The organism is Delftia sp. HK171, from assembly GCF_001886655.1.
GTDB lineage: Bacteria > Pseudomonadota > Gammaproteobacteria > Burkholderiales > Burkholderiaceae_C > Comamonas > Comamonas acidovorans.
This window is the reverse complement of the sequence record NZ_CP018101.1, coordinates 4,186,271-4,204,844: the sequence shown is the minus strand read 5'-3', so window position 1 is coordinate 4,204,844 and position 18,574 is coordinate 4,186,271. Positions and strand designations below refer to the sequence as shown.

Annotated in this window: 18 protein-coding genes; 7 read left to right on the top strand and 11 right to left on the bottom strand. The window is 67.2% G+C overall.

Annotated elements, in window-relative coordinates; genetic code table 11:
• Positions 1-34: 34 nt before the first annotated feature.
• Complete coding sequence (gene cyoA, locus BO996_RS18910; RefSeq protein WP_012205882.1) at positions 35-1,081, bottom strand: ubiquinol oxidase subunit II; 1,047 nt, start codon at positions 1,079-1,081, stop codon at positions 35-37.
• Positions 1,082-1,379: 298 nt separating this feature from the next.
• Here cyoA and BO996_RS18905 point away from each other — a divergent pair, with 298 nt between their 5' ends.
• Positions 1,380-2,717: an MFS transporter gene (locus BO996_RS18905; protein ID WP_013802160.1), complete on the top strand. Its 1,338-nt coding sequence runs from the start codon at positions 1,380-1,382 to the stop codon at positions 2,715-2,717.
• A gap of 57 nt (positions 2,718-2,774) precedes the next feature.
• Here the strand turns inward: BO996_RS18905 and BO996_RS18900 are convergent, their stop codons facing one another.
• Positions 2,775-3,008: a hypothetical protein gene (locus BO996_RS18900; RefSeq protein WP_017403895.1), complete on the bottom strand. Its 234-nt coding sequence runs from the start codon at positions 3,006-3,008 to the stop codon at positions 2,775-2,777.
• Positions 3,009-3,200: 192 nt separating this feature from the next.
• On the bottom strand, positions 3,201-3,401 hold the full coding sequence (locus tag BO996_RS18895) for a hypothetical protein (RefSeq protein ID WP_071956096.1): 201 nt from the start codon (positions 3,399-3,401) through the stop codon (positions 3,201-3,203).
• A gap of 168 nt (positions 3,402-3,569) precedes the next feature.
• Between BO996_RS18895 and alaS the strand changes: the two genes are divergently transcribed.
• The 3 genes from alaS (at position 3,570) to BO996_RS18880 (ending at position 8,634) form a co-directional block, all read left to right on the top strand.
• Positions 3,570-6,194: an alanine--tRNA ligase gene (gene alaS, locus BO996_RS18890; RefSeq protein ID WP_034394377.1), complete on the top strand. Its 2,625-nt coding sequence runs from the start codon at positions 3,570-3,572 to the stop codon at positions 6,192-6,194.
• Positions 6,195-6,282: 88 nt separating this feature from the next.
• Positions 6,283-7,374 carry an ABC transporter substrate-binding protein gene (locus BO996_RS18885; protein WP_071956095.1) on the top strand — a complete coding sequence of 364 codons (1,092 nt, stop codon included), beginning with the start codon at positions 6,283-6,285 and terminating at the stop codon, positions 7,372-7,374.
• Positions 7,375-7,383: 9 nt separating this feature from the next.
• Complete coding sequence (locus BO996_RS18880) at positions 7,384-8,634, top strand: GGDEF domain-containing protein (RefSeq protein ID WP_071956094.1); 1,251 nt, start codon at positions 7,384-7,386, stop codon at positions 8,632-8,634.
• Between the two features lie 22 nt (positions 8,635-8,656).
• Here the strand turns inward: BO996_RS18880 and BO996_RS18875 are convergent, their stop codons facing one another.
• The 5 genes from BO996_RS18875 to BO996_RS18855 form a co-directional block, all read right to left on the bottom strand.
• Complete coding sequence (locus tag BO996_RS18875) at positions 8,657-9,679, bottom strand: GGDEF domain-containing protein (RefSeq protein WP_071956093.1); 1,023 nt, start codon at positions 9,677-9,679, stop codon at positions 8,657-8,659.
• Between the two features lie 34 nt (positions 9,680-9,713).
• Entirely contained in the window at positions 9,714-10,493 is a 780-nt protein-coding gene (trmB, locus tag BO996_RS18870) for a tRNA (guanosine(46)-N7)-methyltransferase TrmB (RefSeq protein ID WP_071956092.1), read from the bottom strand.
• Positions 10,494-10,532: 39 nt separating this feature from the next.
• Positions 10,533-11,471, bottom strand: coding sequence for a tRNA glutamyl-Q(34) synthetase GluQRS (gene gluQRS, locus BO996_RS18865; RefSeq protein WP_071956091.1), 939 nt, complete (start codon positions 11,469-11,471; stop codon positions 10,533-10,535).
• Positions 11,472-11,526: 55 nt separating this feature from the next.
• Entirely contained in the window at positions 11,527-12,654 is a 1,128-nt protein-coding gene (locus BO996_RS18860; RefSeq protein WP_071956090.1) for an NAD(P)/FAD-dependent oxidoreductase, read from the bottom strand.
• A 134-nt stretch (positions 12,655-12,788) separates the two neighbouring features.
• Positions 12,789-13,727, bottom strand: coding sequence for a LysR family transcriptional regulator (locus BO996_RS18855; protein WP_034394359.1), 939 nt, complete (start codon positions 13,725-13,727; stop codon positions 12,789-12,791).
• A gap of 133 nt (positions 13,728-13,860) precedes the next feature.
• On the opposite strand from BO996_RS18855, the gene BO996_RS18850 reads away from it, so the two are divergent.
• The 3 genes from BO996_RS18850 (at position 13,861) to BO996_RS18840 (ending at position 15,744) form a co-directional block, all read left to right on the top strand.
• The gene (locus tag BO996_RS18850; protein ID WP_071956089.1) at positions 13,861-14,562 is read left to right on the top strand and encodes a pirin family protein; all 702 of its coding nucleotides are present in this window, start codon (positions 13,861-13,863) and stop codon (positions 14,560-14,562) included.
• Positions 14,563-14,606: 44 nt separating this feature from the next.
• Positions 14,607-15,014, top strand: a complete 408-nt coding sequence (locus BO996_RS18845; protein WP_012205870.1) for a DoxX family protein — start codon at positions 14,607-14,609, stop codon at positions 15,012-15,014.
• A 160-nt stretch (positions 15,015-15,174) separates the two neighbouring features.
• Positions 15,175-15,744, top strand: coding sequence for a flavodoxin family protein (locus BO996_RS18840; RefSeq protein WP_034394353.1), 570 nt, complete (start codon positions 15,175-15,177; stop codon positions 15,742-15,744).
• 20 nt (positions 15,745-15,764) lie between these two features.
• On the opposite strand, the gene BO996_RS18835 is transcribed toward BO996_RS18840, so the two are convergent.
• Genes BO996_RS18835 through ehuD form a run of 3 tightly spaced genes read right to left on the bottom strand, consistent with a single transcriptional unit; the run spans position 15,765 to position 18,519 of the window.
• Complete coding sequence (locus BO996_RS18835) at positions 15,765-17,105, bottom strand: NAD(P)/FAD-dependent oxidoreductase (RefSeq protein WP_071956088.1); 1,341 nt, start codon at positions 17,103-17,105, stop codon at positions 15,765-15,767.
• The gene (locus tag BO996_RS18830; RefSeq protein WP_071956087.1) at positions 17,102-17,857 is read right to left on the bottom strand and encodes an amino acid ABC transporter ATP-binding protein; all 756 of its coding nucleotides are present in this window, start codon (positions 17,855-17,857) and stop codon (positions 17,102-17,104) included. The genes BO996_RS18835 and BO996_RS18830 overlap by 4 nt, the downstream gene beginning before the upstream one ends.
• Positions 17,854-18,519: an ectoine/hydroxyectoine ABC transporter permease subunit EhuD gene (gene ehuD, locus BO996_RS18825; RefSeq protein WP_016451664.1), complete on the bottom strand. Its 666-nt coding sequence runs from the start codon at positions 18,517-18,519 to the stop codon at positions 17,854-17,856. Before ehuD ends, BO996_RS18830 begins: the two co-directional genes overlap by 4 nt.
• Between the last annotated feature and the right edge of the window lie 55 nt (positions 18,520-18,574).

Genomic DNA, 18,574 nt, shown 5'->3' with positions numbered 1-18,574 from the left:
GGCGGTCTGGCCGTCGTCCGCGTCCGCTAACTGCTTATTGCTGCGCAGCGGCTGCGGAGCCGTCGCGCTGGTCCAGGAAGGCCACGACGCGGTCGGCGTTTTGCACCGTGCACACATCCTGGGGCAGGTTCATGCCCACGGCCTTGAGATAGGCTTCGCCGCCGGCAGCGTCGATGGCCATCATGTGATGCATGCACATCTTGCCTTCTTCGACACAGCGGTTGAGCACCTTGTCGTACAGGCCTTCGTCCACCGTGGCGAAGCGCTCGACCGGGTTGCGCTCGCTGGGCTTGACCAGGTTCAGGTAGGTATCGCGCGTCAGGGCCTTGCCTTCGGACTTGGCCTTGGCAACCCACTGATCGAACTCTTCGTTGCTCAGGCCATGGAACTTGAACGTCATGCCCGAGAAGCCGGCGCCGCTGTAGTGCGATGCCAGGCCGTGGAACACGCCGGGCTTGTTGATCACGGCGTTCAGCTCGGTCTGCATGCCGGGCATGGCATAGATCATGCCGGCCAGGTCAGGCACGTAGAAGGAGTTCATCGTCGAGGTGGCGGTCAGCTTGAAGTGGATGGGACGATCCACGGGAGCGGCCAGCTCGTTGACGGTGGCGATGCCTTTTTCAGGGATGAAGAACAGCCACTTCCAGTCCATGGCCACGACCTGCACCTCCAGCGGCTTGACATCGGTGCTCAGCGGCTTGGTGGCCGAGACGCGGTCCAGCGGACGGTAGGGGTCCAGCTTGTGGGTGCTGATCCAGGTGATGGCGCCCAGCGCGATGATGATCATCAGCGGCACGGACCAGATCACCAGCTCCAGCGTGGTGGAGTGGTGCCATTCGGGGTCGTAGTGGGCCTCGGTGTTCGACTGGCGGTATTTCCAGGCGAAAAGCAGCGTGAGGATGATCACCGGGATGATGATGATCAGCATCAGCAAGGTGGCCGTGACCACCAAGTTGCCTTGCTGCGCGGCGATGTCGCCGGCGGGGTTGAGCACGACGGCTTTGCTGCAGCCAGTGAGACTGGCTGTCAAAGCGGCCGCGGTGAGCCACGCAGGCCCACGGAGTTCCTTGATTTTTAGCATGCTAGGGGCGCAACAAGAGCGCGTTTACATAGAAACGCGGATTACAAGATCCGGGCAAATGTATTACGAAGTATAAATTTGTCCATTGGACATTTTGTCCAACGTCAAGGAGAAGCCGGGAACTTTCTGCTACCTGGGCGGGTGCACGGCAGGCGCCTGGCGGTCCGGAGGCCGCATTTTCGCGTCGCGCGCAGCAGGACAAACACCGAGGCCGGTCGAGGTGGAAACCGCCTTGCGCCAGATCAAGCGAGGGCGTAGAACAGAGCTGTCAGTGAGACGAGACAAGGAGCATCCATCTATGAGCGGCCTCGACACAACTGCAAGCTTCCCCGGCGGAAGCTATGAGAGCAAAGAATCTCTGTCCCGCGCCGACACCCACGAAGATGTCACGCCCAACGAAATCGCCGTCGGCGTGATCATCGGGCGATCCTCGGAGTACTTCGACTTCTTCGTGTTCGGCATCGCCTGCGTGCTGGTCTTCCCGGCACTGCTGTTTCCCTACCTTTCCAAGCTCGACGGCACGCTGATGTCGTTCGCCATCTTCTCGCTGGCTTTCGTAGCCCGGCCGCTGGGCACGGCGCTGTCCATGGCGGTGCAGCGGCGCTGGGGGCGGGCGACCAAGCTGACGCTGGCGCTGTTTCTGCTGGGCGTGTGCACCGTGGGCATGGCCTTCCTGCCCAGCTACCAGCAGGCGGGGGTGAATGCCATCATCGTGCTGGCGCTGCTGCGCATAGGCCAGGGCATTGCGCTGGGCGGCTCGTGGGACGGCCTGCCGTCGCTGCTGGCCATGTCGGCGCCCAAGAACCGGCGGGGCTGGTATTCGATGATGGGCCAGTTGGGCGCGCCGCTGGGCTTCGTGCTCGCGGCAGGGCTGTTTGCCTTCATCTACGCCCATGTGGGAGCCGACGAGTTCCTCAGCTGGGGCTGGCGCTATCCCTTCTGCGTGGCCTTTGCCATCAACGTCGTGGCACTGTTTGCCCGGCTGCGCCTGGTCGTGGGGCAGTCCTACACCGAACTGCTGCAGCAGCGTGAGCTGGAGCCCATGGGCGTGCTGCCGCTGATGCGCGACGAGGGACGCAACGTGGTGATCGGCGCGTTTGCCGCCCTGGCCAGCTTTGCGCTGTTCCACCTGGTGACCATCTTCCCGCTTTCCTGGATCTCGCTGTATTCGGACCAGTCGGTGACCCATGTGCTCGGGGTGCAGATCGTGGGCGCCTTCTGTGCGGCTGCCGCCATCATGGTCTCGGGTTGGCTGGCCGACCGTGTGGGCCGGCGCAACACGCTGGGCACAATGGCCTGCCTGATCGGCATCTTCAGCTTCCTTGCGCCCTGGCTGTTGGGCAGCGGAACGATGGGGAACAACGTGTTCATCATCGTCGGCTTCATCCTGCTGGGCCTGTCCTATGGCCAGGCGGCCGGCACGGTGACGTCCAACTTCCCCTCACGCTATCGCTACACGGGTGCCGCGTTGTCCTCGGACATGGCCTGGCTGGTGGGCGCGGCATTCGCTCCGCTGGTGGCCCTGGGCGTGTCCTCGCGCTTCGGACTGGTGGCGCTGGGGATCTATCTGCTGTCGGGTGCGCTGTGCACGCTGGCGGCGCTGGGCATCAACCGCGCCATCGAGACGCGCGACTGAACGGGTTCTTGCAAGCCAAAGGCCGGCTCTGCCGGCCTTTTTCGTTGTGACTTCGCCTCAGGGGTTTTCACCGTAGCGCTGCTTGAAGTCGAATTCGAGCCTGTCGCAGTCCTGCACCGATTCAAACTGCTGCGTCTTGCGCTCGGCCTCTGGCCGCGCGGTTTCCTTGCGGCAGATCTTGATGGTTTCGCGCTCCACCCAGCGCGCCTCGCCTTCGGGCGTGGATAGCAACTGGCCAGCCAGCATGAGCACAGCGAAGAAGGCCACGGGCAGGCCGATGAGCCAGGGCACGATGCGGCTTTTTGGCGGCTTGGGCGATTTCGGCGGTGTTGGCGGTTTGGCCGGATCGGATCCGTTGGCGCTGGCAGCGGGGGGCGGTTCGCTGGAATGGGGCTCGGGTGTCTGTGGTTGCGCCATGGTGTGCTTGCTGTGGTTCCGGCTGGCGATTATCCAGGGCGCCCATCGCGCGCTGTCTGAGCGGGATCAGGGAACGGCGAGATCGCCTGTGCTAGCCATCTCCCCCATCTCCTGCACCAGCCATTTCTCCAGCGCAAGAATGTCGGCCCTGCGGCCCGGATGGGGCGCCACCCACAGCTGCAGGCGCCGCGGACCGGCCAGTCGCGCGCCGCTGTTGCGCGCGCATGTCAGCGATCCGGTCAGTGACGGGTTGGAGATCGTGCTCAAGGGCGGGCAGATGGGAGGAGACGCCTTCTTTGGCCAGGTGCGTGATGGAGGCCAGGCAGGGCTCGCTGCCGCAACCATGGGGCAAACCTATAATGCGCGTTGGTCCCGACGGGACACCCTCCCACCAGGGACAGCGCCCCGCGTGCGCGCTCCGAACTCCTAGACACCATGAGCACACCCACTTTCACCGTTGCCGACATTCGCAAGAGCTTTCTGGACTTTTTCGCATCCAAGGGCCACACCATCGTGGAGTCGAGCCCCCTGGTGCCCGGCAACGATCCGACGCTGATGTTCACCAACTCGGGCATGGTCCAGTTCAAGGACGTGTTCCTGGGCACCGACAAGCGCCCCTACAAGCGCGCCACCTCGGTGCAGACCTGCCTGCGCGCAGGCGGCAAGCACAACGATCTGGAAAACGTGGGCTACACGGCCCGCCACCACACCTTCTTCGAGATGCTGGGCAACTGGTCCTTCGGCGACTACTTCAAGCGCGAGTCGCTCAAGTGGGCCTGGGAGCTGCTGACCGAGGTCTACAAGCTGCCCAAGGAACGCCTGCTGGCCACGGTCTACGCCGAGGACGACGAGGCCTACGACATCTGGACCAAGGAAATCGGCCTGCCGCCCGAGCGCGTGATCCGCATCGGCGACAACAAGGGCGGCCGCTACAAGAGCGACAACTTCTGGATGATGGCCGACACCGGCCCCTGCGGCCCCTGCTCGGAAATCTTCTACGACCACGGCGCGCACGTGGCCGGCGGCCCTCCGGGCAGCCCTGACGAAGACGGCGACCGCTTCATCGAAATCTGGAACAACGTGTTCATGCAGTTCGACATGGACGAGCAGGGCAACGTCAAGCCGCTGCCCGCGCCCTGCGTGGACACCGGCATGGGCCTGGAGCGCCTGGCCGCCATCCTGCAGCATGTGCACAGCAACTACGAGATCGACCTGTTCCAGGCGCTGATCAAGGCTGCTGCGCGCGAGACGCACATCGCCGACATCGAGACCCCCTCGCTCAAGGTGATCGCCGACCACATCCGCGCCACCGCCTTCCTGGTGGCTGACGGCGTGATCCCCTCCAACGAAGGCCGCGGCTACGTGCAGCGCCGCATCGTGCGCCGCGCCATCCGCCACGGCTACAAGCTGGGCCAGAAGACCCCGTTCTTCCACAAGCTGGTCAAGGACCTGGTTGCCGTGATGGGCGATGCCTATCCCAAGATCCGCGAGCAGGAAGCGCGCATCACCGAAGTGCTGCGGGTCGAGGAAGAGCGCTTCTTCGAGACCCTGGCCAACGGCATGGAAATCCTGGACGCGGCGCTGGCCGGTGGCGCCAAGGTGCTGCCCGGCGACGTGGCCTTCAAGCTGCACGACACCTACGGCTTCCCCCTGGACCTGACCAACGACGTCTGCCGCGAGCGCGGCCTGAGCGTGGACGAGGCGGGCTTCCAGACCGCCATGGAAGAGCAGAAGAACAAGGCCCGCGCAGCAGGCAAGTTCAAGATGGACCGCGCCCTGGAATACACGGGCGATGCCAACGCCTTCACGGGCTACCAGAAGCTGGCCGAGGCCGCCAAGGTGGTGGCACTGTATGCCGAAGGCAGCGCCGTGCAGGAACTCAAGGCCGGCCAGAGCGGCGTGGTCGTGCTCGACACCACGCCTTTCTACGCCGAGTCCGGCGGCCAGGTGGGCGACCAGGGTGTGATCAGCACCACGGGCGCACGCTTTGCGGTCGAGGACACGCTCAAGATCAAGGCCGATGTGTTCGGCCACCATGGCGTGCTGGAGTCCGGCAGCCTCAAGGTGGGCGATGCCGTGCAGGCCGAGGTGGACACGCAGCTGCGTGCCGCCACCATGCGCAACCACTCGGTCACGCACATCATGCACAAGGCCCTGCGCGAAGTGCTGGGTGACCACGTGCAGCAAAAGGGCTCGCTGGTCAACGCCGAGCGCACGCGCTTCGACTTTGCCCATAACCAGCCCGTGACCGCTGAAGAGATCCGCGAGATCGAACGCCGCGTGAACGCCGAAATCCTGGCCAACACGCCCACCGATGCGCGCGTGATGGACATCGAATCGGCCAAGGCCACGGGCGCCATGATGCTGTTCGGCGAGAAGTACGGCGACTCCGTGCGCGTGCTGGACATCGGCAGCAGCCGCGAGCTGTGCGGCGGCACCCACGTGCAGCGCACGGGCGACATCGGCCTGTTCAAGGTGGTGGGCGAAGGCGGCGTGGCCGCTGGCGTGCGCCGCATCGAGGCGGTGACCGGCGAGAACGCGCTGGCCTACCTGCAATCGCTGGAATCCACGGTGGACCAGGCCGCCGCCGCGCTGAAGGCGCCGACGGCCGAACTGAACACCCGCATCGGCGGTGCGCTGGAGCAGATCCGCGCGCTGGAGAAGGAAGTGGCTGCGCTCAAGGGCAAGCTCGCTTCCAGCCAGGGCGACGAGCTGGCCGGCCAGGCCGTCGACGTCAAGGGCATCAAGGTGCTGGCCGCCAGGCTGGAAGGCGCCGACGCCAAGACCCTGCGCGACACCATGGACAAGCTCAAGGACAAGCTGGGCGCCGCAGCCATCGTGCTGGCCGCCGTCGATGGCGACAAGGTGCAACTGGCCGCAGGCGTGACCAAGGCCGAGACCTCGCGCATCAAGGCTGGCGATCTGGTGAACTTCGTGGCCAGCCAGGTCGGCGGCAAGGGCGGCGGCAAGCCCGACATGGCCATGGCCGGCGGCACGGACGCTTCGGGCCTGCCCGCGGCGCTGGCCGGTGTGCAGGCCTGGGTGGCAGAGCGCGTCTGACCCAGCTGCGCGGCAGATGATTCCTGCTGCCCCTTCTTCGGGACGCCCCGGTGGACTCCACCGGGGCGTCTTGCCGTGGGCGCTGCGTATGACCTACATGGCCTGGGTGATGGGCGTGCTGGCGCAATCGGCCGCTGCCGCCGCGCAAAGCGTGGTCTTCATCAACCCCGGCCGTTCCGACGAGCGCTACTGGACCACGGTCAGCGAGGCCATGCAGGACGCGGCCAATAGCCTGGGTATGCAGCTGCAGGTCCGCTATGCCCAGCGCGACCACCTGCGCCCCATCGAGATTGCGCGCCAGATTGCCGCCTTGCCCAAGGCGCAGCGGCCCCGCTACGTGATGTTTACCAACGACTACAGCGTGGCGCCGGAAATCCTGCGCACGCTGGAGGCCGCAGGCATCGACAGCTTCATGGCCTTCAGCGGCGTGCCAGAGACATTGCGCGGCCAGACCGGCGTGGCGCGGGAGCGCTATCGCCACTGGCTGGGCAGCCTGGAGCCGGGCGCCGAGGAGGCCGGCTACCTGACCGCCAAGTCACTGTTCGCCGCTGCGCGGGCATCGGGCCAGGCGCGTGCGGCCGATGGCCGGCTGCACATGGTGGCCATTGCCGGGGACCGCTCCACGCCCTCCTCGGTGGAGCGCAATGCCGGCATGCGCCGCGCGGCGGCCGAGGCCAGCGACGTGGTGCTGCAGCAGGAAGTCTTTGGCGAATGGCGCCGCGAACGCGCCGAGCAGCAGGCGGCCGTGCTGTTCCAGCGCTATCCCGAGGTGCGCCTGGTCTGGGCGGGCAACGACGAGATGGCCTTTGGCGCCATGCAGGCCTGGCGCGCGCGGGGCGGCTCGCCGGGGCGTGACGCCTTCTTCAGCGCCATCAATTCATCGGCCGCCGCCATGACGGCGCTGCGCACGGGCGAGCTGTCGGCACTGGCGGGCGGCCATTTCCTGACCGGCGCCTGGGCCCTGGTCATGCTCTACGACCATGCGCACGGCACCGATTTCGCCTCCGAAGGGCTGGAGCAGGTGCGGCCCATGTTCACGCTGCTTGACAAGTCCCAGATCGACCGCTACGAGCACAGGATCAGCGCGCCGCTGGCCCCTCTGGACTTTCGCAGCTACAGCAAGCACCTCAATCCCCGGCTGCGGCGCTACGGATTCGAGCTCAAGCACCTGCTGCGCTGAGCGCCTCCCATGCCCCGCTTCCGCTCGATTGCCTCTTTGCTGATCCTGCGCATCATGCTGCTGGCCGTGGCCTGCATGCTGGTGTTTGGCGGCGCCCACGCCTGGTGGGAGTACCGCAAGGGGCAGCAGGAGTTTCGCCGCTCCATGGAGACGCTGGTGGCCAACAGCATGATCTCGCTGTCCGCCGCGCTGTGGGACATCGAGCCGGCCCTGGTGCGCGAGCAGGTGCAGTGGCTGGGCAAGCTGCCCCTGGTGGGACATGTGCAGCTGCGCGTCACCTCCACGGGCGAGATGTACGAGGCGGGCGAGCCCAGGGATGGCCGCGCGCCCGCCGTGTCCATGCTCATTCCGGCACCGCGTCACAGCCAGTCCAGCCTGCCGCTGGGCGAACTGCAGGTCTGGGAGAACCAGGGCCACTACCTGGAGGTGCTGCGCGACTCCACGCTGCGCGTGCTGCTGGGCTATGCGCTGTTCACGGCCCTGGTCTGCCTGATGGTGGCCTGGGTAATGCGCAGGGAGCTGCGCCAGCCGCTGCAGCAGATTGCGGGCTTTGCGGCCAGCCTCAAGCCCAATGAGTTGTCGAGGCCCTTGGTGCTGGAGCGGGCGCGGCGCGGGCAGCGCGACGAGATCGACATGGTGGTGCAGGGCTTTGGCCAGTTGCAGCATGACCTGCGCGGCCACATCGAGCATCTGGACCTGCTGGTGGCCCAGCGCACGGCCCAGCTGGAGGAGCTGGTGGAAGAGGTCAAGCGCATGTCGCTGACCGATGCGCTGACCGGATGCCTCAACCGCCGCGCCATGGACGAGCGCCTGGCCTCCGAGGTCGCCCAGGGCCAGCGCCTGGGTGCGGCCCTGAGCGTGATGTTCGTGGACGTGGACCGCTTCAAGCAGGTCAATGACAGGCACGGCCATGCCGCAGGCGATGCCGTGCTGCGCGAGGTGGCGCTGCGTTGCCGGCACGCACTGGAACGGGAGCCTTCGGCGCAATGGATGGCGCGCTATGGCGGGGAGGAGTTCCTGATCGTGATGCCCGGTGTGGCTGCGGCCCAGGCCTGGGCGCTGGCCGGGCAGCTGCGCGAGGCCATACGCTCCACGCCCATACAGGTCCATGGCCTGGAGCTGGCGGCGACGGCCAGCTTTGGCGTGGCGCAACTGCAGGGCGCCGAGAGCGCTCAGGAACTGCTGCAGCGCGCCGATGCCATGCTCTACGAGGCCAAGCACGCCGGGCGCGACTGCGTGCGCGTGGCCGGCCTCGCCTGAACGGCACGGCGTCAGGGCCGCCTCAGAACAGTTCGATGTCGTTGCTGTTCACCTGGGGTGCCAGCAGCCCCTGGGTGATCAGATCACCGTAGTACCAGGTCTGGTTGCGGCCGTGCTCCTTGGCGTGGTAGAGGGCCTGGTCGGCATGGCCCAGCACCTCCACGGGTGCGCCCGTGCCCATGGCGGCAAAGCCCGTGCTCACGGTGATGCGGCCGACCTGGGGGAACTCGTAGCTCTCCACGTCGTGGCGCAGGCGCTCCAGCGCCTTGCGGGCATTGACCAGGCTGACCGAGCGCAGAAGCACCACGAATTCCTCGCCGCCGAAGCGGAACACACGGTCCTTGGCGTCGAAGCAGCTGCGCAGGATGTTGGCCACCAGGATCAGCACCTCGTCGCCATACAGGTGGCCAAAGCGGTCGTTGATGCGCTTGAAATGGTCGATGTCGATGGCGGCCAGCCACTGGCCGGGAACGTCTTCCGTGGCCACGCCCGGCATGGCCATCGGCGTCTCCTGCAGCGACAGGCGCAGGAATTGCTCGTCGAAGGTCTTGCGGTTGAGCAGGCCGGTCAGCGCATCGCGTTCGCTGTAGTCCAGCAGGCTCTGGTAGTTGTGATAGACGCCGAAGATGCCCTGGATCACATCGAGCCGGCTGGGCGAGAAGGCCGTGGACTGCGTGATCTCCAGGCAGTGGTAGGCCGTCTCCTGGCGCCACAGCGGCAGCCACAGCACGTGCTGGCCATCGGGCTGCACGGCCGAGGCGATGAGGGCGCGCTGCTGCAGCGCCTGCTGCAGTGCGGGCATGGAGGCCAGCTCCACGCTTTGCGGGTCATACAGGGCCTCGGCATCGGTGGACATGACCTGATCGCCCTGGCTCCAGGTGCGCGCACGAACACAGTGCCTGCCGTCGGGCATGGCGAACAGCTCCAGCGCCCGCACCTGCACCACGCCATTGAGCTTGAACAGGGTGGACAGCACCGAGATTTCCAATCGCAGATGGTCCCTGTGGGCCGTCATCTCGACCAGATTCTGTAGCAATGGCTGCATGCGAGGCCTTGTATTGGAAGAGGGCGCGACCGGCTCAGCGGCGCTCAAACACCAGATCCCACACACCGTGGCCCAGGCGGATGCCACGGTTTTCGAACTTGGTCAGCGGCCGGTAGTCGGGCTTGGCGGCATAGCCTTCGGCCGTGTTGGCCAGCAGGGGCTCCGCGCCCAGCACCTCCAGCATCTGCACCGCATAGGGCTCCCAGTCGGTGGCGCAGTGGATGTAGCCACCGGGACGCAGCCGGCGCGCCAGCTTGGCCACCAGAGGCTCCTGGATCAGGCGGCGCTTGTTGTGCTTTTTCTTGTGCCAGGGATCGGGGAAGAAGATGTGTATGCCGTCCAGGCTGGCCTCGGGCAGCATGTTGTCGATGACTTCGACGGCGTCGTGCTGCAGGATGCGGATGTTGGTGATGTCCTGCTCGCCAATGCGCTTGAGCAGGGCGCCCACGCCGGGCTCGTGCACCTCGCAGCACAGGAAGTTGTCATCGGGGCGCACGCGCGCGATGTGCGCCGTGGCCTCGCCCATGCCGAAGCCGATCTCCAGGATCAGGGGGGCCTGGCGGCCATAGGTGGCCGAGGCGTCCAGCGGCGCGGCCTGGTAGTTCAGCACGAAGCGCGGACCCAGCTCCTCGAAGGCCTTGGCCTGGCCTGTCGTGGTGCGGCCGGCGCGGCGCACATAGCTCTTGATGGTCTTGGGATGGGCCACGCCCTCGGGCGGCTGGCCGGTACGGGCCGCCGCAGGTGTGGAGGGCGAAGAGGAATCGTGCGGCGCACCGGGGGCAGCGGACATGGTGTTCGGGGTATCGCCGTCCATGGACTGCTCGGCTTGGGGGAAGAAATTGGGTTCACGGGCTCAATTGTATGTATGGCGCCAGCCCCTGACCCAGAACTGCAGCGCTTCGCCCAATGCGGCCTGGGGTGATGGCTGGGGCAGTCCCAGGTGGGCGGCTGCGGTGCGCAGCGCGGTCACGGGGGCGCTCAGGTCCAGTGCGGGGGCGCCGTGCTGCTTGGAAAGCTTTTCGCCGTCGGGCATGAGTACCAGCGGCGTGTGCAGGTACTGCGGGTGACCTATGCCCAGGGCGCGCTGCAGCAGCATCTGGCGGGGCGTATTGTCGGCGAGGTCGGCGCCGCGCACCACATGGGTGATGCCCTGCAGGCCGTCATCGACGACCACGGCCAACTGGTAGGCCCACAGGCCGTCGGCCCGGCGCAGGACAAAGTCGCCCACGCCGTGGATCACATCCTGCTGCTGGGCGCCCAAGCGGCGGTCCTGCCAGTGCAGCACGGGGTCGTGGCGGGTGAAGCGGTCCAGCGCAAAGCGCCAGGCCCGGGCGCTCTTGCCGTGCAGGCCGTCGCGGCAGGTGCCGGGGTAGGGCCGCTCCACATGGCGCTCATGGGCCCAGCCCAGGTTTTCCCAGGCTGCCTCGATGTCCTTGCGCGTGCAGCCGCAGGGATAGGCCAGGCCGCCGGCCTTGAGCCGCTCCAGTGCGCTTTCGTAGAAGGTGTGGCGGCGGGACTGCCAGTCAGGCTCTTCATCCGGCAGCAGGCCGCAGGTGGCAAGCTGGTTCAGGATGGCGGTGTCGGCACCGGGCTGGCAGCGCGGAGGGTCTATGTCCTCGATGCGCACCAGCCAGCGGCCGCCATGGGCGCGTGCATCCAGCCAGCTGGCCAGCGCCGCCACCAGGGAGCCTGCATGCAGCAGGCCCGTGGGTGAGGGCGCAAAGCGGCCGACATACGGGGATGGGGCGGGTGCGGAGCCGGTTTCGGCGGATTCAGGGGCGGCGGGAATCATCGGGGCCGGATGTTAAGGCCTTGCGCCGCCCCCTGCCAGGACCTGGTGGCCTGGTTCAGTCCGCAACCAACGCCAGGGCCATTTCCAGTCCCGAGACAAAGGCATCCTCCACGCGGCGGCCAATGCACCAGTCGCCGCACAGGCCCAGGCCCGCATCCTTGTTGCGCAAATGGCTGCGGCCCAGCGGCGACAGGGTCTGCGCATGGGGCCAGAGGTAGACGCTGGCATGGCGGGGAGGGATGCGGATGCGCGTGATCTCGCCAAAGGCCTTCTGCATCTTGGCCAGCACGCGCGGGGCGTCGTCGGCGCGGTGCTCCTGCGACCATTGGGGGCTGGCCAGCACGGTCCAGCGTTCGCTTTGGGAGCGGCCCGGCTTGGAGGATTCTCGTGCCACCCAGACCGCGCGCTCATGCGTGGTGCGGGCCGCGTTCCACTGCGGCCCCAGGGTGGACAGGCCGGCCTCGGTGGCCATGGGGTAGGACAGCGTCAGCGCCCAGCAGGGCGCCATTTCCACGGCCGCCATGCCCTGCACCAGCGACAGGGCCAGGGGCGTGGTCTGCAGCAGCTGGCGCGCCTGTGGAGCGGGCAGGGCGAGTATCACTTCATCGAAGCCTGCGCGGATCTGCGTGGTCGGCTCGGTCGTCTCCACATGCAGGCTCCAGCCCTGCGATCCGGGCTGGCGTTCGAGCTTGGTCACGCGCTGGCCCAGGTGCAGGCGGTCGGCATCCCACAGCGGCGCGGCCCAGGCCAGCGGCAGGGCCTGCATGTCGGGCGTAGCCACCCAATGGGCTTCGGTGGGTGCGGGGGCGGCGCTGGACTGGCGGCCCTGCGCATCCAGCACGCGCAGCGTGCTCACGCTCCAGGGGCGGCACAGGCCGGGCACGGTCTGCAGGGCCAGCTCGAAGCGCTTGTCGCGCACGGTGAAATACTGCGCGCCGATGTCGAAGGCGCCATGCGCGGCGTTGACAGAGCGCATGCGCCCGCCCACCTGGGGCAGCCGCTCGTAGACATGGACATCGTGGCCGGCCTGCATCAGCGTGCGTGCGCAGGCCAGGCCCGCCATGCCGGCGCCAATCACGGCAATGCGGCGTGCGCCGGCCTTGGGGCGCGCCTTGGAGGCTTCGGGGGGCTTGGTGGCCTTTTTCTTGACCGTGGACTTGGAGGCAGCGCGGGAAGCGTTCATGGAGCAGACCTTTGCGGGCAGTGGCAGATTCCGGGAAGCATGTCCTTTCCGGCCTGTTGCACCGCAGCGGCGTGGCAGGCCGGGACCTGTAACCACTCTACACCCGCGAAGACCGCCCGGCGGCGTGCGCCAGCTCAATGTCGGTGATGATTTTCCATGAGAGCGCGGCGCGTGGCGGGGCTCTCCAACTGTTGCAGCCACCACTGCAGCGCGCGCGGCGGGACCTGCTGCGGCGGGCAGGACCATGCGTAGTGCATGCGCACATTGCGCGAGGGGCGGGCGACCTGGCGCGTCACCAGCAGGCCGGCCTGCACATACACATCGGCCATGAAATGGGGCAGGAAGCCGCAGCCTATGCCGCGCACCTGGGCCTCGATCTTGGCCTGCATGGAGTCCACGGTGAAGATGTCCTGGCCGCTGAGCAGGCCCATGCTGGCGCTGTCGCGCAGGCCTGAATCGGCCACGGCGATGATGCGGTGCTGCAGTAAGGTGGCGTCGGTGATGGGCTCGGGCGCCGTGGCCAGCGGATGGTGGGGCGCCACAGCAAAGACAAAGTCCAGCTCGCCCAGCTCGCAGGCCTGCAGGCCCGCCACGTTGCTGGAGTTGACCGCCACGCCGATGGCCAGGTCGGCCCGGCCCGAGGTCAGCGTCTCCAGCGTGCCGGTGAGGATGCCGTCGCGCAGCTTCAGCCGTGTGGGTGGCTGCATGGCGTAGAAGGCCTCGACCAGCTCCAGCATCGGCGTGCGTGCCACGGCACCATCGACCACGATGGTCAGGTGCGGCTCCCAGCCCGTGGCCACGCGGCGCACGCGGTGGGCCACGGTGTCGATCTCATGCAGCAGGCGCACCCCCTCGCGCAGCAGCTCCCGGCCGGCCTCGGTGGGCTGGGCGTGGCGCGAGCGGCGGTCGAACAGCAGCACGTCCAGCGCATCTTCGATCTGGCGCACACGGTAGGTCAGGGCACTGGGCACCAGGCCCAGCTGGCGTGCAGCGGCGGCAAAGCTGCCGGCCTCGGCAATGGCCTGGAGCATGGCCAGGCTGTCGGGGGTGAGCACGTCACGGGGGCTGGGCATGGGGCGTTATGGCTTCAAAAGCTTTGAATGATGCCATCAATCCTGCTGCGCCTTGCCTGCGGCAGCGGCTTCTACAGTGGAGCCATCGACGCAAGAGTTTCGAAGATCTGACACGTTGGAAAGGGACAAAAACATGATCGCCCTGCGCAAATCCCGGGAACGCGGCCATGCCGACCATGGCTGGCTGCGCTCGCACCACAGCTTCTCGTTTGCGGGCTACCACGACCCGCGCCACATGGGCTTTGGCAACCTGCGCGTGATCAACGAGGACCACATCGCCCCGGGCACGGGCTTCGGCTCCCATGGCCACAAGGACATGGAGATCATCAGCTACGTGCTCGAAGGCCGGCTCTCGCACAAGGACAGCATGGGCAACGAGCAGACCATCTCGCCCGGCGAGGTGCAGCGCATGAGCGCCGGCTCGGGCGTGGTCCACAGCGAGCACAACCATGCGCCGGGCCAGACCACGCATTTCCTGCAGATCTGGCTGCTGCCCAGCGAGACGGGCATAGCGCCCGGCTATGCGCAAAAAGCCTTTGCCGACGATGAAAAGCGCGGCCGGCTGCGCCTGGTGGCCTCGCCCGATGGCGCCGAGGGCTCGGTCACCGTCCATGCCGATGCCCGGCTGTATGCCGGGCTGTTCGACGGCGATGAGCAGGCCGAGCTGGAACTGCCCGCCGGCCGCAAGACCTATGTGCACCTGGTGCGCGGCGCGCTGAGCGTCAATGGGCAACGGCTGACAACGGGCGATGCGGCCCTTGTGGAGAATGAACCGCGACTGCGCCTGCACGACGGGGAACAGTCCGAGGTCCTGGTCTTCGATCTGCAAGCCTGAGAGCGTGCACAGCACGCTCTGAAGATTCACGAGGAGTACCCATCATGTTGAACCGTCTGAGCAACCCGCTGGCGCTGGCCGGCCGCATCCTGATCGCGCTGATGTTCGTGCCTGCGGGCTTTCAGAAAATCGGAGGCTTCGCCGGGACTGTGGGCTATGCCGCATCGGTAGGCATGCCCATGCCGCAGATCGGCGTGGCCATTGCCCTGGTGGTGGAGATCGTCGGCGGCCTGGCCTTGCTGCTGGGCTGGTGCACGCGCTGGGCGGCCCTGGTGCTGGCGTTCTTCACGCTGGTGGCCAGCTTCTTCTTTCACACCTACTGGAGCGTGCCGGCCGACGCGGCCATGATGCAGCAGCTGCTGTTCTGGAAGAACATCGCCGTGACTGGCGGCCTGCTGGGCTTTGCCGCCCACGGTGCCGGTGGCTGGAGCGTGGATGCGCGCCGCCATTGAGTGGTTCGGGCAGCGTTGGCCATGCCCTGATTTTTGTTAGGCTACTGCCTTGAGTGGGCCCCGCAGCAGCGCTGCGGGGCCCTTTGGCGTGGATGGATTGATGAATGCGGCGCTGGCTGGCCTGTGGCTGCGCAGGGCGTCCTAGGATTGGATTTCTTGTATGGCAGATATCGTGGTGGTCTACCACTCGGGTTACGGACACACCCAGCGCATGGCCCAGGCCGTGGCCGACGGCGCAGGCGCGCGCATGCTGTCGATCGACAGCGACGGCCAGCTGCCTGCGGGTGGCTGGGAGTTGCTGGCGGCGGCAGACGCCATCGTCTTTGGATCGCCCACCTACATGGGCGGGCCGAGCTGGCAGTTCAAGCGCTTTGCCGATGCCTCTTCCAAGCCGTGGTTCGTGCAGGCCTGGAAGGACAAGCTGTTCGCCGGCTTCACCAACAGTGCCAGCGTCAACGGCAACAAGCAGACCACGCTGGACTATCTGTTCCAGCTGGCCATGCAGCATGGCGGCCTGTGGGTGGGCAGTGGCATGCTGCCGTCCAACGCGCGCGCCGCGCAGCGCAATGACCTCAACTGGATAGGCGCCTTCAGCGGTGCCATGGCGCAATCGGCCTCGGATGCCTCGGCCGCCGAGATGCTGCCGGGCGACCTGGAGACGGCGCGTGTGTTCGGCGAGCGCGTGGCGCAGCAGGCGCTGCGGCTGATGCGCCAGGCCGGCGCGGCTTGATCGGCCGTCCCCACTGAACCTCACGCCCCCAGCCGGTCCAGCAGGCTGTACCAGGCCACTCCCGCCGCTATGTACAACCGTTGCAGCCCATGCAGCGGTATCGGCTGAACCGGCGTTACCGGAAAAGGGCAGGCCAGCGCATTTCCGCCGGCCATCAGCGCTGCCGCCTCCCGCCCCAGCACGGTGGCCATGGCAATGCCGCGGCCGTTGTAGCCCAGGGCCATGGTGATGCCGGGGGAAGGCTGGTGCAGATGGGGCATGAAGTCGCGTGTGACGGCGATGCGCCCGGCCCAGCGGTACTCGTATTGGAGGGGGCCCAGGCCGGGAAACATCAGCTCCACGGCGCGTTCCAGGTGGGCATAGTCGCCTGCGCCCTGCGGGTCCGCAAAATGTCCGCGCCCGCCCATGAGCAGACGGCCTTGTGCGTCCTTGCGAAAGTACAGCAGCAGGCGCTGCGAGGTCGAGCCTGTCTCGCCCCCGGGCAGGATGTGCGCGCCCGCCTTGCCCAGGGGCTGCGTGGCCACGATGAAGCTGTTGGCTGCCAGCACCGTGCGCGCCAGACCAGGCCACAGGCCATCGGTGTAGCCGTTGGTGCCCAGCAGCACCTGCCTGGCCTGTATGCGGTGACCCTGGGCCGTGGTGGCGACCCAGTGGTCCGTGCCCTGGCGCTCCAGTGCCAGCACGGGCGATTCGCTGTGAACCTGCACGCCCAGGGCCTGTGCGGCGCGCACCAGTCCACGCACGTAGGCCAGGGGCTGTATGGCGCCGGCGCGTCCATCCAGCCAGCCGCCGGCAAAGGCGGGCGTGCCTGTGCGTGCTGCCGTGGCAGCGCGGTCCAGCAGTTCCACGCGCACGCCACGCCGTTCCCACTGCCGGGCGCGTGCGTGCATGCCGTCCACCGCCTGCTGGGTGTATCCGACCTGCAGCCAGCCGGCACGCACGGGCGCGCAGTCGATGCCGTGCCGTTCGATCAACCCGTACACAAGGTCGGCCGAGCGGGAGACGGCGTCGATCAGCCGCTCGCCACGAGCGGCGCCGTGGATGCGCTGCAGTTCGTCGGGGTCGTACTTGAGGGTGGGGTTCACCTGGCCGCCGTTGCGGCCCGACGCACCCCAGCCGGGAGCATGGGCGTCAAGCACGTACACGCTGGCGCCGCTTTCGGCTAAATGCAGTGCTGCCGACAGGCCGGTATATCCCGCGCCGATCACCAGCACGTCGGTGGTGGTCAGCGGTGCCGCCAGCGGTGGCGTGGGCGGTGCGGCGGGCGCAGTGGCTGCCCACAGCGATGGCGCTGACGGGTGCGACAGCACGGGGCGTACCGACGAAGACGATGCGAAGGAGGCGGAGGCTGCCGTCGTCATGCCGCACCTTCTGACGGCGCACAGTGCTGCTGCAGCACGCGCCGCAGGAAGTCCTGCGTGCGTGCATGGCGCGGTGCGCCCAGCACCTGGGCCGAAGGGCCTTCCTCCACGATGGTGCCGCCATGCAGAAAGCACACGCGGTCGGCCACCTCGCGAGCAAAGGCCATCTCGTGCGTGACCACGATCATCGTCATGCCTTCTTCGGCCAGCTGGCGCATCACGCCCAGCACGTCGCCCACCAGTTCGGGGTCCAGGGCCGAAGTGGGTTCGTCGAACAGCATGGCCTCGGGCTTCATGGCCAGGGCGCGGGCAATGGCCACCCGCTGCTGCTGCCCGCCCGACAGCTGTGCGGGCCAGGCCTGTGCCTTGTCTGCCAGGCCTACCTTGCGCAGCAGCTCCAATGCCTCGGCATGGGCCTGGCCGGGAGCCTGGCCCTTCACATGGATGGGGCCTTCCATCACGTTCTGCACCACGGTGCGGTGCGGGAAGAGGTTGAAGCGCTGGAACACCATGCCCATGCGGCTGCGCAGCGCGTGGATGGACGGCGCGCGTGTGTCCACGCGCTCACCGAAGGCGCGCACCTCGCCACCCTGGTACGACTCCAGGCCGTTGATGCAGCGCAGCACCGTGGACTTGCCTGATCCCGAAGGGCCGATCAGACACACCACTTCTCCACGTGCCACGCGCAGGTTGACGCCCCGCAGCACGCGATGCTCGCCGTAGGCCTTTTCCAGGTGATCGATCTCGATCATGGCGACTTCCTTCCCGCTCCAAAGCGCTTCTCCAGACGCCTGAGCCCCCATACCAGCGGCAGGCTCATGGCCAGGTAGAGCAGGGCGACCAGGGTGTAGACCGTCATGTTCTGGAAGGTGGACGCTGCGATCAGCTGGCCCTGGCGCGTCATCTCGGCCACGGTGATGGTGGAGACCAGGGACGAGTCCTTGAGCATCATCACCAGGGTGTTGCCGTAGGGCGGCAGCGCAATGCGGAATGCCTGCGGCAGCACCACGCGGCGCATGAGCAGGGCGGGTCGCATGCCCATGGCCAATGCGGCTTCCCGCTGGCCTGGGTCCACCGCCTCGATGCCGGCGCGGAAGTTCTCTGCCTGATAGGCCGAATAGGCAATGCCCAGGCCGATCACGCCGGCCTGGAATGCGGTGAGCTGGATGCCGACCTCGGGCAGCACGAAGTAGATGTAGAACAGCTGCACGATGATGGGCAGGCCCCGTATGACATTGACTACGGTCGATGCGGCCCACGAGACGGCGCGCACGGGTGAGAGCTTGCCCAGCGCCAGCACCAGTCCGATCGCGCTGGACAACAGGAACGACAGCGCGGTGACCTGCACCGTGACCACCGCTCCTTGCAGCAGGATGGGCAGAAACTCTCGCGCGTGCTGCACAAATGCTTGCATGGCGTACTTTTCTCGAAGGTGTCATTGCCGTGCATTGCGCGGCAAAGGGGGACGA

Excerpts from the sequence above, each read along its gene's own strand:
- cyoA (WP_012205882.1), bottom strand. The coding sequence starts at position 1,081 with ATGCTAAAAATCAAGGAACTCCGTGGGCCTGCGTGGCTCACCGCGGCC.
- BO996_RS18905 (WP_013802160.1), top strand. The coding sequence starts at position 1,380 with ATGAGCGGCCTCGACACAACTGCAAGCTTCCCCGGCGGAAGCTATGAG.
- alaS (WP_034394377.1), top strand. The coding sequence starts at position 3,570 with ATGAGCACACCCACTTTCACCGTTGCCGACATTCGCAAGAGCTTTCTG.
- BO996_RS18885 (WP_071956095.1), top strand. The coding sequence starts at position 6,283 with ATGACCTACATGGCCTGGGTGATGGGCGTGCTGGCGCAATCGGCCGCT.
- BO996_RS18880 (WP_071956094.1), top strand. The coding sequence starts at position 7,384 with ATGCCCCGCTTCCGCTCGATTGCCTCTTTGCTGATCCTGCGCATCATG.
- BO996_RS18875 (WP_071956093.1), bottom strand. The coding sequence starts at position 9,679 with ATGCAGCCATTGCTACAGAATCTGGTCGAGATGACGGCCCACAGGGAC.
- trmB (WP_071956092.1), bottom strand. The coding sequence starts at position 10,493 with ATGGACGGCGATACCCCGAACACCATGTCCGCTGCCCCCGGTGCGCCG.
- gluQRS (WP_071956091.1), bottom strand. The coding sequence starts at position 11,471 with ATGATTCCCGCCGCCCCTGAATCCGCCGAAACCGGCTCCGCACCCGCC.
- BO996_RS18860 (WP_071956090.1), bottom strand. The coding sequence starts at position 12,654 with ATGAACGCTTCCCGCGCTGCCTCCAAGTCCACGGTCAAGAAAAAGGCC.
- BO996_RS18855 (WP_034394359.1), bottom strand. The coding sequence starts at position 13,727 with ATGCCCAGCCCCCGTGACGTGCTCACCCCCGACAGCCTGGCCATGCTC.
- BO996_RS18850 (WP_071956089.1), top strand. The coding sequence starts at position 13,861 with ATGATCGCCCTGCGCAAATCCCGGGAACGCGGCCATGCCGACCATGGC.
- BO996_RS18845 (WP_012205870.1), top strand. The coding sequence starts at position 14,607 with ATGTTGAACCGTCTGAGCAACCCGCTGGCGCTGGCCGGCCGCATCCTG.
- BO996_RS18840 (WP_034394353.1), top strand. The coding sequence starts at position 15,175 with ATGGCAGATATCGTGGTGGTCTACCACTCGGGTTACGGACACACCCAG.
- BO996_RS18835 (WP_071956088.1), bottom strand. The coding sequence starts at position 17,105 with ATGACGACGGCAGCCTCCGCCTCCTTCGCATCGTCTTCGTCGGTACGC.
- BO996_RS18830 (WP_071956087.1), bottom strand. The coding sequence starts at position 17,857 with ATGATCGAGATCGATCACCTGGAAAAGGCCTACGGCGAGCATCGCGTG.
- ehuD (WP_016451664.1), bottom strand. The coding sequence starts at position 18,519 with ATGCAAGCATTTGTGCAGCACGCGCGAGAGTTTCTGCCCATCCTGCTG.